Source organism: Dechloromonas denitrificans, from assembly GCF_001551835.1.
Lineage (GTDB): Bacteria > Pseudomonadota > Gammaproteobacteria > Burkholderiales > Rhodocyclaceae > Azonexus > Azonexus denitrificans.
The window spans coordinates 35,401-51,427 of the sequence record NZ_LODL01000035.1 but is presented as its reverse complement, the minus strand read 5'-3'; the positions used below and the strand labels follow the sequence as shown (position 1 = coordinate 51,427).

Below are 16,027 nucleotides of genomic sequence, written 5' to 3'. Positions count from 1 at the left end.
TTTATGCCTTCAAAAGATTGGCAACGGAGGACAGCGGAATGAAGAACGGCTGATACAGGTTTTCGTAGCATTCCCTCATAACTGGATCATGGTGGTTCAGGCAGTGATCGAGAATGTCCTGCATCATCACGAGCATGGAGGTCCGGGATGTATCCGGCTCTCCCCGGGCTGATGCCGGCGCCCAGGCGGCATCCACGAAATAGACGAAGGCTGGGCAATCCCCCCGCATAGCGCGGCCGATGGTCTGGAGAATGATAATCATCTGGTCGGCGACAAAAGGCTCGGCGTATTTTCCCAGACGAGAAGCCACCAGGGACATACGCAGCATCGCCTTGGCTTCATCGACGGCTTCCTTCCGTTCCAGATCCATGGCTGAAAATGCGCTATCGAGCGTATCAAAGCAGCGCTTGTCAAAGCTCTCCGAACGGCGGCCGATGAGCCCCTGGATCAGCCCGAGATCGTCCTGTCTCGGGTGAGGACGCGTGAGGAAGTAGAGGGATCCAATCATGGCCTGGTTGGCCCGAAGGCCGTCTCGATAGACGATATTGACCCCGCGGCCGATAGCGTTCATCGGGAAGATCAGAATGTCCCAGCCGGGATCGGTGCCCAAGTTCTCGACTTCAGAGGCTGTGAGAGCGTTGGCGTTATGGTTTTCCGGCCCCGCCCGGCGCAGGTACCGGACCCGCCCCCGCCACTCGGCATAGTTAGCCTGGATGTGGTTGAACAGCATCTGGCACTGATCGTAGCTGTTTACGACGAAACCGAGCTTGCGCCCGACCCCATCAACTACGTCATTACCCCGGAGCGCCGTGGCGGCCCGGGACAGGATACCGCCCTCGAGAAGGCGGTCCGCCATCGATTTCAGAATCTGCTCTCGCTGGGTGAGCTTCGCACCGCTAAAGCGCAGCATCCGGGTCGGCTGCAGGGGATCTGGGAGGGGTAGAAACTCGTACCGGGAGTTCTTCCAGCCGTCACCGGCGTTGGGACGCCGGAGGATGTAATGGGGACCTTCGTTAATGTGGAAACGTGGACTGAGCTCGAGGAGCGAGGTGGCGCTGGTGAGCAGGAACGCGGCCCCCTTCCCTGCCTCCTGGCCCAGTTCATGCATCCGTTGGAATAGCCGCCGGGGCGTCCCCTGAATGCCCACATGTGCCACTGTGATATTGCCTTCATCACTCACCATGAACCGGATACCGCTTAGCTTACCGGTCAAAGACTCCGGTAGGATGGCTAGCTGGTCCCGGGACGGCCGGGACTCGAACACCTTGTCGCTGATGAGGTTGAGGGAATTTAGAAGGCGCAAATGGGGCGCGAGGCCGAAGTGCTGGAGGATGACCAGGGATACCGTCACCAAGAGGGCACAGTGCTCGGCAAGCAGCCGGTCTTCGAGCGGCGTAGCAATGATGCCGATGGATTTCATAATGGCGGCAATCTGGTCGATCGACTGCTGATCAGCATCCCGGTCCCATAGTTCCAGAGCGCTGTGGAGTGCCCGGTGGATCTTCTGGGTTTCCTCGAGAGTGGCTCCGATAAGCCCGGCGATTTCAGGAAGTTCGCGGGCGAGATCGATCACTTCATCTTCGTCATCCTTAATCGATGGCCGGAAGGCGACTAGCTTTACCGCGGCATCCCATAGCCGCTCTACCCCATGCCGGGCGCGGGCGTGGGCCTCCAACTCCTCGTCATCCCCGGATTCACCACCGTAGGGGTACATATCGGCAATGAGCGAGAGAGACGTCAGGAGCTTGCTCTGATACTGGTCCTGGACAGCCTTGCTCAAATGCTGGATGCGAGCAGAAATCCGGGTGGTAGCTAGGCCGAACCGACCGGTCATCTCGATGAGGCTAGGCATATCCTTACCAGCCACGAAGGCATTGTTCCCCTTCGCGATCGGCTGATGCAGGTCACCGATGAGAGTCGCCCAAAGGGCATCCTCCTCGCCGAACAAATGCATGATCGGCGTCCCCCGGGCATCGAGCTCGGACTGGGTGCCGTCGCATTCGTCGACGACCACTAGGTCGAATGTCCGGGCAATGAATTCGAAGTGTTTGATATCGGCATCGGCAAAGAGCGGCGACAGCCCCCTATCCATGGAGAGCACGTGGCCCGCCCAGATGTTGGCGGAAATGAGTTCCCGTTCGCTCCCCTGGCGGGCACAACAGCCTGCTAGGGCGCAGCGTCGGGGTTGGGATTTACCCTGGGCGATGATCCGCTGGGCAAGCTCCGTGCAGGGCGGATTGCCGTGTGGGAACGGGTCCTCCTCCTCGCTCGCAAACCCCGCTAAAGCGCAGTTGGTCGCAAAGAACCGAGCGGCCGGCCGGGTAACGCCAAAACCGTTGTTCTCCCGCGCTGCAGCCGTGGAAAAGTTGGCCAAGTGCTTGGTCCGGGCAGTATCCCCCTGGCCGGAAAGCAGTCCGACGCCGACGCCGTAACGCTCCAGGGTCTCGATAAACCCGATGGCGACTTCGATGGAAGGGAAAAGGAAGCAGACCCGACTATCCCGATCCGCCAGGCAGCCGGCAAGCAAATAGAGCAAGGTTGTCTTGCCGGCTCCAGGTAGGCCGATCAGGTGCTTAATCCCCTTCAGGTCAAGGCTGTCGCATTGCACCAGGCCGGTGCCAGAAGCGGCCAACAGATCGGCAGTCGGCGTCCCGTCAACATCATGCAGCCGGTGATACCAGCGCCGATCCTGGGGCAACTGGCGGCCGCACTCGACGTCCATGGTATCGAACCGGTCAGCGGTGGTCATGAGCTCGTCCCAGGTCACGCACTCCGGGGGCACGCCGATACGGCCGGCATCGTAGGTTGGGATCGGCGGCGGCTCGAATCCCAGGGGCTCGACATCCCCCCGATAGCCATCCGAATTGCGGCTCACAGTCGCCGGCAGCGCCGGATAATGGGGTTCCGCCAGCGTATTGGTGCGCAGCGGCGGATTAGAGGTGATGAAGCCGATCGCATCGGTCACATCTTCCGGCGTCACCGTGCTCCAGCGCTTCTTGATGGAAAAGTCCTTGGTGATTTCGTAGCGCTGATCAATCCCGTCCTGCTCGTCGAGGGCGAGATTATTCCTAGCCCGGTGATGGGTAAGATACGCATCCACGATGAGGCGCAATTCCCGCTGGGTCGTCGGTGAAAAACCGCAAATACGTAGGGTGCGGATCGCCTGGGCGACATCGGGATGGAGGGTGTCGAGGACAGACTCGAAGCCTGCCAGGAGCTTGGGGATCTGCTTGAGTGAATCGAGCCCCATGAGCTCGGTGGCAAGGATGCAGAGATAATTCGCCTTGTTGGCGCCACGGTACGGGGTCAGTGCTTCACGCATTGCTGACCTTCCCGGACGGCAAGCTTCGCCGCGTCGCTCAGGGACAGGCAGCGAACACGGACGGCCGTTTCCCCCATGGCACTCACCAGCCGGTCAAGATAGGATGGGGTCGCAGCCACCAACCAATCTGGGACTACAACCCACTTGCTTTCGTAGTAGGCGAGACCGCCCAGGCTTTTCCTGAATTTGGCGCCCAGGACTTCAGGCGACGCATAGCGTTTGAGGTCGATGCCAATATGGCCGATGGCCAGATCGACCCGGTCACGGTGGGGGTAGAGCTCAGGCGTGAGGCCCTTCGAGCGCAGCGTGTCGAACAGCCGGATCTCGTCGATCCCCGGCTCCACCCAGTATTGTCGGATGCCCCGGACGACCCGGCGGCATTCATCGACAGGGAAAGTTTTTCCGGCTTTGGGTAGGTGGACGGTGGTGCAGGCCGTTGATTGGCAGCGCAGCCCGAAGCGTTCCTGCTTCATGAGATTGTTGCAGTGAGCGCAGAGTGTGATCTTACCGTTCTCCGCCAAAGCGTAAGGCACCGGCTCGTAGTATTCGTGCTGGACGGACATCCAAATGACGGAGGGGATGCCCCTGCCGCCCTGAAAGAAGGTGTTGCCGTCGGCCACGGGGTTGCGGACGATGAATTCCCGGATACGGGCGTAATACTCATCTCCCAGTTCAGGGATGCATTTCGAGAGCGCCTCCATGAGCTTCACGAACAGTTCTTCTTCGATGTGTGCCGAGAGGGTTGAGAAATCGGCAGCAAGCTCTTCTGCTTCCGGGGTCGGGATACCGTCCTCGGGGTGGATAAGGACGGTGGGGCCGTAGCCGGCGGACAGAATCTCGGGGATAGGCAACCAGGATTCGAGTGGGCGGGTGCATTGGGCGAGCAGGATATGGATCTCGCCGCCGTAATCGGGAAATCCGTTGACCAGGCAGAAGCGCGACACCATGGACATGATGCTGCGTTCGTTGTCAGTGAGCCCGTTGCGTGCACCGCGGCGCCGATCAAGGCCGGTGATGATTTGGCGGTCGATAAGTGAGACGTGGGCCTGGGAGAGCACGAGGGCGGCCAGGGCCGGCACCAGGGCGGTGGCATTGCGCGGGCTCTTAGCAGGCCGAGACAGAAGGTCCTCAAAGGCCTGGCGGACTACACTGGGCATCTGCCGGTAGTTTTTTGATTCCGTTGGCATCCGATAGGTCTTCAGCGTCCGGGGCTCGACACCGGCCAGGGTGGCGAATTCATCCCAGGTTAGCTTGCCTGAGCGGGTCTCGATGGCCGCCTTGATGTCAGACAAGAATTGCTTCTGGTCTTTTTCGGGCTTTTTCTGGCGCATAGTAAACCTACCACATCTAATGCCATATCAATTTAGGTATGCTATGCATACCATTCAACACTGTCAATGAATGATGTGGCGTCGAATTATGACTCTGGCCACGATATTGTCATTAACCATTTTGTAATTTCTATTACTTATCGGTTACAGCGAAATGGTATGCAATGTGTACTGTGATAATTGTTAGCGAAGCAAAGGCTTCGTAAATGGATGGCGCACTCCCATTGCACGGGGTAGCCTGATAGGCTTTATTGCGCAAGCAGACCTAAAGACTGCTGGTGTTATGGCTTTTCAAGCTGATGCAGCAAGATAACCGTGCTCTCGGCCGGGCGAGTGCATGTTTATGTGTAAACGGACTATTGGCAGGAAACTGCCGCTGTCCGGAGCCACAATGAACAAGAAGGCGCATGAGGCGGGTGAAGAACTCCTGGCCAATCCGCTCTCCGACTACAAGGATCCCAAAGGCTTGGTAGGCGAGAATGGGCTGCTGAAGCAGCTGACCAAGCTGCCCGTGGAGTAGAACTTGGATGCTGAGCTGACCTAGCTGTGTAACCCCACCAGGTTGTTCAGTACGGTAATTCGCGAGATTGGAGGCTGATATTGCAGCTTGTTCGCCACGATATGAGCCAGCCCAGGGTTCTCCGCCAGCTTACAAGCGTTGGGACGACGCGCCCGAGTCCAGGTTGCCTGGTCGGCCTGAGTTGCTCGGTAACATTCCCGGCCCCCATTGCGTTTAACTTCACGACAGACGGTGGACGGCGCTCTCTTCAATTGAGTAGCGAGCGCACGGATGGAATACCCCGCTACCAAGCCTCGGGAAATTTCCTCTCGCTCAGAAAGCGTTAATGCCCGTTTAGAACGACATCGTGATACCGGGGAAATACCACCCGTCTCAGCTAGGACTCTCTAAATCGACGAGTGGTTTCGATCAAATAATTGAGCGATCTGCTGAAGGGAGTCGCCCTTGCGCCAGCGTTCCCACATTAACGCCTTCTGGCTATCCACGGCTTCTACTTCATTGGCCACACTTCTTCTGCTCACGCAGTTGCTAGTGTGTTGCATCCACCGGTTGAATTCGCAAATCCATACCGATCGTCCGAGTTGCGTGGAGCCAACGGCAGCAAAGGCCGAATTCCCGCCTGTTGCAATGAGCATCAGGCCGTTGTTCGGCCGAAGCCGACCTTCAAGCCCTGTATGGCGTATGACAGCATGCCTTTCTATACCGGTCACTTCGATGTCTGTCCGCGATCACTTGCACGAACCATATGTTAGGTGATGCAGTGCAGCGGGTAGCAATACATCGCCACATGATCGAAACCATGGACCAGAATTATTCTGGTCAAAACCCTGCCAAACGTTCCGGTCATTTAATCTGGGAAAATTGCTGATAGTCAAATTCGCGCTATACCCGTAATCATTTACTCGCTTGGATGCACACGCGCATGGTCGCAAGCAGCATTTCAGATTTTCGATACACCTATGACGGCCGTTTTCTGTGCCGGGGGTTAGTTCAGATTACGCCAGGTTTCGATGGAAAATGGCTTCAGGGAATCTCGGTCAATATCGACGTCGCGACTAAGGACGTAGACCCAGTTCCCGGCAGGGATGGCGTCAGTCCCCGGCTTCATTTTTACATCGATTTTCCCCATCAAGGCAAAGAGCATAAACTACGGCTTGAATACATCAGCATGCTCACCGACAGTGGCCACCTTAGAATTGAGAATTTCAGCTTGCCGAGCAGCGTTATAGCCCACGGTGTTGCTCGTCATCTATGGCACCGGGTCATCAAAGCGATTCCTGTTGAGATACTCGGGCGTATCTTCGTGACTGGATCATTGTCTTCATACGACGCTAAACCGCAAGAGAACCAAAGGCGACGGGATGCACTTTGGAAGGATCTGATCGGGCTTGAGGTAGACCCACGGGCGATATTCCAAGGTAATTGCTCGGGTGCTCAGGGACATTTTTCTGGCTATCTCTATGATCCATGGAATAGCGAGCTAAACCGCAGACTGGTGTGCGAACCGTCCCGACGAACGCCTTTGGGCGAGGAACTGCCGCTCGGTGTCTAACCAGACCTGCCATTCGTACGACCACTCCAATCGTTTTTCTGCCGTTCCCCTGCGTATGAAATGACGTAGCGTTGTATCTTACGCCGATGACCGCAACCTCCAAGCAGCAAGTATTATGACGAATATGTGGTCGTCCATTGACTTCATAGGGGGTCGATTGCTGACGATGAAATGCCAGCAACAACTAAATTTTTTGTACTGGCGGAGGTTAATCCATAGGTACATCGACGCGGAATCGTCCGGTACTTACAAATAAGGGAGCTTAGGTGTCTGCTGCTGCATCTTTATCGAACGACGATGTATACAAGATTTTCACTGCCTTGGCTGATCGTTACGAGCTCATTGGGGACAAGCCAATCGGCGAGAAAAGTGGCTTTGGCGCTGTGTGGCGAGCCAAGGACAACTGGTTGTCCTGTGACGTAGCTATCAAGATCAGCGATTGCGACTTGCGTGATGAAATCCGCATCTGTCGAGAAATCGATGGCGAGACAGTGCGTATTTTTGACTACTACTGCACCACTGATGGCTGGCACGCGTACACGATGGAGTTGCTACAGAAGCCTTGGACAACGCTATCGAGCTATATCGACCACCACAAGTACAAACCAAATGACATACAGCATTACTTCGATGTATTCGAGCTTATACGCGCAGCCCTCCATGGACTGAATACGTTGCACGGTAAGCCTTATCAGCGCCAAGGCTGTTTCGTACACGCGGACATCAAACCCGCCAATCTATTTGTGCTAATCAAACCGAAGAAACAAGTTTTTTCTGTCTTCCGGATGCCGGCTCACAGCGAAATGATCAAAATCATTGACCTTGGTGTGAGTGTAAAAAAAGGGGACCCGGTTATCGGTTATACGCGTGCCTACCGGCCCGAGGGTGTTACAGAGGGCGGCCCAGGCTTTGATTTGTATGCGTTAGCGGTTTCGCTCGTTGAATTGCTTACCGGCAAACGACCTACCCACAAACAGATGGCGGACAAGCGCCTAATTAAGAAAGCTCTGGCAAAATATCCATCTGGATCAGTCTATTTGGATTGTTTTGCGCTCGATTTTGTGACTAAGAGCAAGCATGCTTTTACCCAAAAATCGGTCACAGCACGTAGCTTGCTCCAATTTCTGGATGACCAACTCTTTAACGTTGAGCCTTTAAGCTTGCTCTGTCTCCGTCATCTTACCAAGTTCGTTTCCAACCCATTGAGCAAAGCAGATATGGCCAATGTGCTTTATCCAGTATTGGCTAAGTACTGGGGATGGAAGAACCATACGGCAAAACGCCTTGATTTTACAAAGGACTACATTGCTCAATTGTATACAGACGGATTTCTGTTGAAGATGGATCAACAGAACAGGTATTTTGTGCGTTGAGCTTTGAAAAGTCCCCAAGGCTTCTTCAGGACTTGCTCGTAATCGAACTTCAGGCCGTAGAGGTCAAGCTTGACCCAGGGCAATCGCATGAACGTTCATATCAAGCCAAGGAGTTGAACTTGAGGCGTTTGAGATGCAACAGGTAGTTCTGGTCGAAATCAGGAGCGGACTTCTTATCCATCTTGCGGCAACCTCGCGTATGTCGATTTGAAAATCCCTCCATGGAGGGGCGAGGCAACATTCTGAATTCAGACAGACAACATCGAAGCCGACTTCTCTGCGTAGCGGCCTCGTTCAACATTCCGGTCAAGGCGCAGCCTTAGGCTGCTGGGACGTTCCGTAAGCGGGCCGCCCCTTACCTTAAATGTTAGACAAACCCCTCTATCCTTTACTGGAAAAAACACATGAACGAGAAAGACTGGATTGAAAGCCCTCTCGCTGAAATTCTTATTTACCTACATAGCTACGATGACAACGCTCTCGAAAATAAAAAGTTTGTCATGCTATGCAAAAACCTTCGGACGCATTTCAATAAATTATTTTTGGCGACCCACTGGATTATCACTCATACAGAGAGGAATGCGAACTTATCCAATGAACCAATTTTACGCGCTCAATTTATTGAGTACTGCTTTATCAAATTAAGCACCATTTGGGACTTGTCGTATCAGATTGGCTCCATCTTACTAAACCAAAAGAGCAAGAAGAAATACGAAGAGCTTGAGGCTAAATTTGCCGAACACAAAGAAAAATATGATTTTCTTGGGCTAGGCTGGTACAAGGAAATCAATTTTATTAGAAACAGAATTGTTCACGGCGGCATCAACATAATGCCATTCTATGAAAGCGAGCGTCTTGCCTTCAATTCCTACAATATCGACGTTAATAGCATAATGAGCAACTGCTCAATATACTCCCGCCCCGACGGTCTTGTAATGTATGCCGACAACTACTTCTGCCACTACACGGGAATAATCTACAATTACTTATTGGATTTTTTTGACTACGTTCTCCAGGAGTTAAAAAAATCCACGATCCCCACAAAGGATATTTCCCATCAGGAAAAGACATTTATACTTGAAAGCCATGAAAAATGGGGGCTTGGTGAAGAACTTACACAGTTCAATGAATATGCCTATAAAATCTTTAGCATTCCTCTAACAGAGCAGCGCAGTCAATATGTTGTAGAAAGATTAAATATCCCACGCACTAATGCTGAACCAGGAAGCATAGATTTCGCCAGAGATATGGTTGAAAGCATTCTTTCCAAGTATGGGTTGACCTACGAGTGGGCATCGGACAAGAACAGCCTTCGCATACCCATAGACGAAAACGGGATTAAATATCATGAACAAGCTCGGATAGAAATGATGATGGGACACTATGGACCATGGACCATTGAGCCGAGTTCGGATAAAAAATTTTGGACAATGACTTTTAATTTCAGAGTCATTCCCACCGGTATTGTTTTGTGCTGAATCCCAAGACCTGAACTCAAAAAGGTCTAACCAATTCGTTCGATCCGCACCGCCTTCGGTGGGCGGGTCACCTCAACCGTTGGACTGGTTTCAGTTGAACAACAGCCGTATGCCAGACGAAAGACCAGAGTCCGCAAAGGGTCGGGTCCGGCTATAAGCAGAAGTGCAAAGCGGTCATTGGTAACGATTTCCCGGCTGACGACCGGTGACCTATTCATTCCGGACGTAGACAGCTCCGGTCCCCAATGACCGTTCAGGCCGATCAGCGGAAGGTCAAAAAATGCCCCAAGCCCAGCAATTGCGGGTAGCAATAGCCAAATAATGCAGATCAGAAAAATGGCCCGACAAAGTCGGGCCAAAAGTTACATCACTACGATTGACCTCAGTAATTGCAGTGCCTCCTGATTACCTACCCGGCCTTGGTGGATGGCCGAAGTGAGCATCCCCAACAGAGCCCTCTCGATTGATTCATCCAAAACCCGTTCGGGCTTGGAATCAGCGCTATCGCGTTGTTGAACAATGAGGCGAGGGGATATACCTTCATCAATCGCTCCGCTCGCCAGGCCAAGCACGAGCTCAATCCTTCTCGCCAGTGCATTGGTAAACGTCCTACGCCCCGATATCAGATGAGACACGAAGGAGTCCGGGGCCTCTAACAGCCTACAGAGCTCGGCATTCGCACCAGGTTGTACCATAACCGCTAGCAGCCACTGGCGACGATGCTCGTTCGTCTCCGAAGAGACGGTTTTGATTCCGGCCCTCCGGCCTCGCGTTATCACAACTGCATCCAGAGATTGAGGCCGCGCCGTGACAGGCGCCCCTGGAGCAGGGAAAGGAATTACATTCATCACTAAACTCCCAAAAATGACCTTGAGTGAGCCCTCAATTGCAAAAAACAATTGAGACACACTCCTGTATAGCGATTGAGGCCTTTTATTGGAATTTTGGCGGCATCGCCTTAACCCGCTTGAACTGGCAGGGAACAACAGCACGATGCGGGCAAGTCAGGTCTCATCGAAAATCGAGAAGCTCCCTAATCGATTGCCACGGGAAGCTACTACGCCCGTGGCAATCCGTTTATTGGAGTATCAAATAGGGAGACCCGAGTATTCAGCACACGAAACAGGACTCACGCCATCAACCGAGGCCTGACTCAAAGTGCCCGAATACACCGAGCGCCTCTACCAAGATTTCCCATCGATTTTGTACTGCCAGACGCCATTCGTGGCCGCCGATAAAATCGACTGAGCCATACCCAGCGTATAGATCATTGTCACCTTTGCGGTCGTTGGAGAAAGCTGCCCTGCACGGACAGCGGCATCCAACTCGGCGACACAGCCACACAGCGACTGCACTTCGCTCAACGCGTCCGCGATGGGGATTTTATCGGCGATATGCGCCTTGAATTTATTTCCACTCCGAACCAGTTCAGCTTCGGTATTCGCAGTGGTGAAACCGGCCACGGCCGGGAATAGGGCTTGGGTCATGATGCGCTCCTATGTAGGTTGAACCCCACCCGCTTCCAATCGGGTGGGCGACCGAAACGGGGGTTGGAAGACCGATGGAGCCACCGGCGAGCACAAGGCTCCCCTCGCCCGGCCGCCCATGGCACGCCAGACGACGACAGAGGACAGGCAAGACGCCGCCTCTGGTCGTGACTCCAATTTCGGGCTTCCACCCCCGACTGCTGTTGTTTCAGCAGCGCGGCAAGTGTCGTTTGCAGTTCCTTGACTGTCAAGACAAGGACTCGCGATCAAAGACAGGCTCCCGCAATTGCGGGGGGCCCGAAGTAGTGTTGAATTTTGTTCGGCGTGACACCGAACCCCTGGTACGCTCACACCGTCGCCAAACGATGCTGTCCCCTGAACCGCCGCCAAGCGATTCAGGAGGCCATACTGCAACGGGCTGCCAAGCCCTATTTCTCCCCTCTCGGGGAACACACTTTCGCAAACGCTCCCGGCTTTCGGGACAAGGTGCCACCCTCGCCACTGCTTGCGCAGTTCCCGACGGACTTCGGTCGTATCGTCCTGTCGGTCAAACCCTATTCACCGAGTCTCCCCCTCTCCCCATCTATCCGCACGGTGCCACCCGTCACGGCCAGGAGAGAGGTTCCCCATTTAGATTGCAGCTACTGCGCTCCGTAGCGCCACTGTCTCAGCAAAATGACTAGCCTTCCGGCTTTCCTTGGATTTCAGAGAGGCGATGTTCCATAGCCCTTCTCTTACTCATCATTTGCATCATCGACGACGAACCACGGCTCCATGCCTTTGGCTCTACGGAACTCCGCACAGCACCCTCGTGGGGTGCCGTTACACGCTTGAGCTATCCAGAGATCCCCTGTTTCCCGAGGTATCGACTGCGCCAGGTTTCCCCTTGCAGCCCTCGTACGTTGCCATACGCTCATCAGCCGTCGTGTGCGGCAGACGTTGCGCCCTTTCGGCACGCCCCGTCGGCGGGACTCTTTACCCGCTTTCGCTTGCAACCAGGTCATCAGGCCATTTCCTGCCTGATGCCGTTTCATGGTCGCCCAACGTCGTTGTCCTATGGCCCCGGCTCTCGCTGGTCGCGATGTTGCAGCGAGCGGGGACGTGCGATTGGGTCGAACGGGGGAGTTGCACCCCCGAGCGCCCAGCGTAGCCGCACCAGCCCTATTAGAGGCATGCGGCTTCAGCGTTTGCTCGGTTGAGGACTGGCGATCCTCAACGTGCTGGACTGGCGGTCCAGCGTGGCCTTTCGGCCAGTGTGTTTGCAGTTGGCGTTCTGCCCGAAACACCCGCCCGCCCGGTCGGATGCTTTGGGCAGAACGCCGCGGCATGCGCACGCAGACGATCTTCATCGTCTGCCCGCTTGTGTCCAGTTTTGTATAGCGATTGCCACCATTTTTGCGTGGACCATCAATATGTGTGACTTCGTCACAGTAAATCACACTGCATTGGTGCGGTTCCTATATGGGGTAGTAACCCCAAATAGGAACCGCACCAATGCCTCCCTCCACACCTGTCTCGCGTAGCAAAACCGCCGCCCTGAGTCGTATTCTCGATTTGGTCCCACGCGGCTACCAACGGTACACCTCGGGCACAATCCGAGCCGACAAGGCTGAGCGCCTCGCCCATAAGTTCCACGCCCGCTACGCTATCGGCGCCACGCCAGCACAGCGCCTGGTCAGAAAACAGCGGGGGGACGCCAACGCCCTTTTGGTGCTGTACTGGCCGGAAAACGCCGAGACAGTGCACTGGCTATTGCTCGCCACGGAGGGCAAAGGCCTGGAGCAAGAAAACTGGCTATCGGTCACCAGCAAATCTCGTCTCACGTGGCTGGGCTACGAACTGGTGCGCTACCCAACGCGTGGGCGTACGAGTTGGACCTGGCGCCGCCCCAAAAGCGAGATGGCCGAGCACCATCTGACGCTGGCCTCACTCACCGGCCAGCGCAACGAAAGCGCCCTGAAAGCTTGGCTGGAGCGACTTGCTCATCAGCCCGGATTCCACGGCGTTCGACAGCAAACCTGGCGCCTGTACCAAGAGAGTCACCGGAGAGGTTTTACGGGCCCACTGCCGGTTATCTACTACGTGCAGAAAATCAGTCACGGTGAGCCGATGCAACTCACTGCGAGTTAGGCAAGGAGAATAATACATACTCCGCACATTCCTCCAGGCGCCACGCTGCCGTACCATTCGGCTTGGGGGCCCTCACAATAAGGCAGGCTCCTCGGCTCGATCAGGAGCCGAGTGTTTCTCAGGCTCGTTGTGCAGTACGAATTTGCCGAATCGACTGCATGGGCCCCCATCCGGTACGTCTGGCCGTTTCTCAGGAGTGGTCGCCAGCCGAGGTACTCTGGCGGCGGCACCACCGGGCCGACGCCTGCAATCCCCCATGGTGTCACCTACGGATAAGCTACGCTCACTAGGATTGTATTGCCGGTCGTCCGCGCCATCACCGCTTGCATCAACAAGGTGAGTCTTACGCGCAAGCGCCATCTCACTCGTTGTAATCACCCGAGCGCAACCGTGCGATCAGCGACCTACCACCAGGTTGAACGAAATAACTGAGGCCGGTCGCTATATAGGGCATCAACCCAGCGAGGAATCCCTGATGCCAGCCAATCAACCCCTGACACAACCAACATCCGTCTCACTCAAAATCAACCGGACGAGTGTCATGCTCTACGCCAACCGGTACGTGCGCTTGCCCGATGGCAGCGGCGCATCGTCGCAGTCCTACCTTGGCTCGTTTCCCGTCACTACGACCGAACTCCCTGCTGCCTTCGAATCATTACTTCGAGCCGCGACCGCAGGACGTCCCGAGCGCTACCAAGCGCTCATGGAACGCATCGAGACTGATGTGCTGACTCCGGCGCGCCAGCGTGAAGCGGAAGAGACTGCACGCCGAAACCTGCAAGGCATAGAGAACGCCCTGCGCTGGGCGGCCCAGAATCTCGAGGCCATCCCCAACCTGCCGGCGTACAGGGACCTGATTGACCGCCCAGAGCTACAGCGACTCCTCGCCAACCTCTTGGGTGCCTCCGCAAGGCTTGCATCCTGCATGCAGTCGGCCATGCCGGTGGATACGGCGACGCCCTCCACCGAATCCAATCCGGTAGCAGAGGAACGGCTCCAGGCCCTCCTTACCAATCTCGAAAACACCTGCGTCGAGATCGGAGCACTGTTGCCGGAGTCTGCGCAGGTCTTCAAGCGCGGCCACATTTTTGAGCGCGAAACGGTCGCGCTGGTCAAACGCCTGTGGTTCAGGACATCCGATGTGATTGCCCGCCTCGGGAGCCGGGCCCAATTTCGGCGCCCGGCCGGATGGAGCGCGCTACGCCCGTCTGTATTGGAAGAGGAGCGCGAATTGGCGGCCCTCGGATTGCCCATAGCAGGCGGACATCAATAAGGCACCCGGCCGGGCCACCGGGTGCCCATCCAATCAGCGGCTGCGCCGGGCTAATGCCCCGCCAAACAACGCGATGACGTTGCTAGGCTGGGACTGCGATACCGGCGCGACTGGCAGTGTTGTCTTGGGTTGATGGACCACCGACGTCACAGTATCCACCCGACGACGACGCCCACGGTGGAAATACTCCTTGCTGGTACGCTCCATGGCAACGCCATCCATCTTCTCGGCGAGATTGCCACAGCACAGATGGGCGTAGCGCAGCAGCATACGCGTATCCCGATGGCCTGAGATGGCCTGCAACTCGATAAGTTGGAACCTTCCCGACTCAGCCAGACGACTGATAGCCTCGTGGCGCAGGTCATGAAAATGAATGTCCTCCACACCGGAAGCCGGTACGACCCGCCTGAAAAAAGCAATCTTCAAGGCATTCGCCGTCAGTTTGAGAAGCGGCTCGTCATCGGCACTGCACTCCGCCATCAAGACCTGGCAGACCTGCAGCGCACGGGTGGTCAATGGCACCTTCCGCGGGCGACCGTTCTTGGTATCACGCAGGTAGGCATAACGCTCATCAAGAAAAACATCGCATTTCCGGATGGACAGCAACTCCCCCCGGCGGGCAGCAGTTTCCAGCGCCAGAATGATAGCCGGCTCGACGTAGGGATTTTCATCAGCCCGCGCAGCTTTGAGCAATAGCTGCTCTTCGTCAGGCAGCAAGCGCCGGTCACGCTCATTGAAATACTTCGGCCGATGCAGGCCGACAAACGGGCTTTCGGCGGCTGCGATTTTCCATACATCCGCTGCGTAACGGATTACCTGGGACAGCACGTCCAGGTCGCGGTCAACAGTGGCGGGCGCGACTTCAGTCAGTCGGTCCGTAATGAAATCTTGCAAGTCTTCGGTGCACAGCGCCGCCAATTTCTTATCGACGAAAGCCTCGGTACGCAGGATGCGGTTGATGCGGGTCTTCTCGATATCAGCCCCTTTGTGGCCGGGGACAACTTCGTCCCGATAGCGCGCCATGAGGTCGCGCAGCGTCGTTTGGGCGGCGCTCGCGTAATCCCGAATAATGCTGACCGACAGCTCCGACTCGATTTTCAGGCGAGCCTGCTCGGCCTGTACCGCCGTGTCAAACGTGATGACCTGGACACGAGCCCCTTTGCGACGGACACGCAACTGAAACGACGTCTCGAGTTGGACGAGTTTGGCTTTGGCGCCTTGCTCGGTCATCAACTTTAGGCAGGCCTTCGCATCCGCCTTGCGGTTGTAGGGAAAGCGCTGATTACTTTGGGACTTGGAACGAACCTCGACTTGCCAGGGCGAACGGTTCTGAACATTGCAGCACTGAGATGGCTGTTGAGCCATGGTAACTCCTTTCGATAGAGTTACCGTATAGCCACTAGGCACCGTTTTCGATGTGTCGGCCCCAAAAAACTGGACGACAAATCAAAACACCCCGGATTCGTTGGATCACGATTGGAGCATAGACAAAAACTTATGCTCCAATGGGACGCAGTAAACGAAAAAAGCCTTGATTTCTCAAGGCTTTATCCGGACCAAA

General features: G+C 55.6%; 9 protein-coding genes and 2 pseudogenes. 6 read left to right on the top strand and 5 right to left on the bottom strand.

Going from position 1 to position 16,027, the window contains the following annotated elements:
* Position 1: 1 nt before the first annotated feature.
* Positions 2-3,322, bottom strand: a complete 3,321-nt coding sequence (locus AT959_RS15045; protein WP_066884625.1) for an ATP-binding protein — start codon at positions 3,320-3,322, stop codon at positions 2-4.
* Positions 3,307-4,653: a restriction endonuclease-related protein gene (locus AT959_RS15040; protein WP_066884622.1), complete on the bottom strand. Its 1,347-nt coding sequence runs from the start codon at positions 4,651-4,653 to the stop codon at positions 3,307-3,309. The genes AT959_RS15045 and AT959_RS15040 overlap by 16 nt, the downstream gene beginning before the upstream one ends.
* Before the next feature lie 391 nt (positions 4,654-5,044).
* On the opposite strand from AT959_RS15040, the pseudogene AT959_RS21890 reads away from it, so the two are divergent.
* Positions 5,045-5,170: pseudogene (locus AT959_RS21890) on the top strand (IS256 family transposase); the annotation flags it as partial.
* 83 nt (positions 5,171-5,253) lie between these two features.
* Here AT959_RS21890 and AT959_RS20670 read toward each other — a convergent pair.
* Positions 5,254-5,715: pseudogene (locus AT959_RS20670) on the bottom strand (transposase); the annotation flags it as partial.
* A gap of 380 nt (positions 5,716-6,095) precedes the next feature.
* On the opposite strand from AT959_RS20670, the gene AT959_RS21260 reads away from it, so the two are divergent.
* The 3 genes from AT959_RS21260 to AT959_RS15030 all read left to right on the top strand — a co-directional run bounded on the left by AT959_RS21260 (position 6,096) and on the right by AT959_RS15030 (position 9,576).
* Positions 6,096-6,725, top strand: a complete 630-nt coding sequence (locus AT959_RS21260) for a hypothetical protein (protein WP_157651337.1) — start codon at positions 6,096-6,098, stop codon at positions 6,723-6,725.
* Between the two features lie 266 nt (positions 6,726-6,991).
* Positions 6,992-8,098, top strand: a complete 1,107-nt coding sequence (locus AT959_RS15035; RefSeq protein ID WP_066884619.1) for a protein kinase domain-containing protein — start codon at positions 6,992-6,994, stop codon at positions 8,096-8,098.
* 404 nt (positions 8,099-8,502) lie between these two features.
* Positions 8,503-9,576: a hypothetical protein gene (locus AT959_RS15030; RefSeq protein WP_066884616.1), complete on the top strand. Its 1,074-nt coding sequence runs from the start codon at positions 8,503-8,505 to the stop codon at positions 9,574-9,576.
* A 1,181-nt stretch (positions 9,577-10,757) separates the two neighbouring features.
* Here AT959_RS15030 and AT959_RS15020 read toward each other — a convergent pair.
* On the bottom strand, positions 10,758-11,063 hold the full coding sequence (locus AT959_RS15020; RefSeq protein WP_066884610.1) for a hypothetical protein: 306 nt from the start codon (positions 11,061-11,063) through the stop codon (positions 10,758-10,760).
* A 1,494-nt stretch (positions 11,064-12,557) separates the two neighbouring features.
* Between AT959_RS15020 and AT959_RS15015 the strand changes: the two genes are divergently transcribed.
* Positions 12,558-13,193, top strand: a complete 636-nt coding sequence (locus AT959_RS15015) for a hypothetical protein (protein WP_066884608.1) — start codon at positions 12,558-12,560, stop codon at positions 13,191-13,193.
* 475 nt (positions 13,194-13,668) lie between these two features.
* Positions 13,669-14,466: a hypothetical protein gene (locus tag AT959_RS15010; RefSeq protein ID WP_157651336.1), complete on the top strand. Its 798-nt coding sequence runs from the start codon at positions 13,669-13,671 to the stop codon at positions 14,464-14,466.
* A 33-nt stretch (positions 14,467-14,499) separates the two neighbouring features.
* On the opposite strand, the gene AT959_RS15005 is transcribed toward AT959_RS15010, so the two are convergent.
* Positions 14,500-15,831, bottom strand: a complete 1,332-nt coding sequence (locus tag AT959_RS15005; protein ID WP_066884602.1) for a site-specific integrase — start codon at positions 15,829-15,831, stop codon at positions 14,500-14,502.
* Positions 15,832-16,027: the final 196 nt, after the last annotated feature.

Bases quoted from the DNA above. Each gene is read 5' to 3' on its own strand.
- AT959_RS15045 (WP_066884625.1), bottom strand. From the start codon at position 3,322: ATGCGTGAAGCACTGACCCCGTACCGTGGCGCCAACAAGGCGAATTAT.
- AT959_RS15040 (WP_066884622.1), bottom strand. From the start codon at position 4,653: ATGCGCCAGAAAAAGCCCGAAAAAGACCAGAAGCAATTCTTGTCTGAC.
- AT959_RS21260 (WP_157651337.1), top strand. From the start codon at position 6,096: ATGGTCGCAAGCAGCATTTCAGATTTTCGATACACCTATGACGGCCGT.
- AT959_RS15030 (WP_066884616.1), top strand. From the start codon at position 8,503: ATGAACGAGAAAGACTGGATTGAAAGCCCTCTCGCTGAAATTCTTATT.
- AT959_RS15020 (WP_066884610.1), bottom strand. From the start codon at position 11,063: ATGACCCAAGCCCTATTCCCGGCCGTGGCCGGTTTCACCACTGCGAAT.
- AT959_RS15015 (WP_066884608.1), top strand. From the start codon at position 12,558: ATGCCTCCCTCCACACCTGTCTCGCGTAGCAAAACCGCCGCCCTGAGT.
- AT959_RS15010 (WP_157651336.1), top strand. From the start codon at position 13,669: ATGCCAGCCAATCAACCCCTGACACAACCAACATCCGTCTCACTCAAA.
- AT959_RS15005 (WP_066884602.1), bottom strand. From the start codon at position 15,831: ATGGCTCAACAGCCATCTCAGTGCTGCAATGTTCAGAACCGTTCGCCC.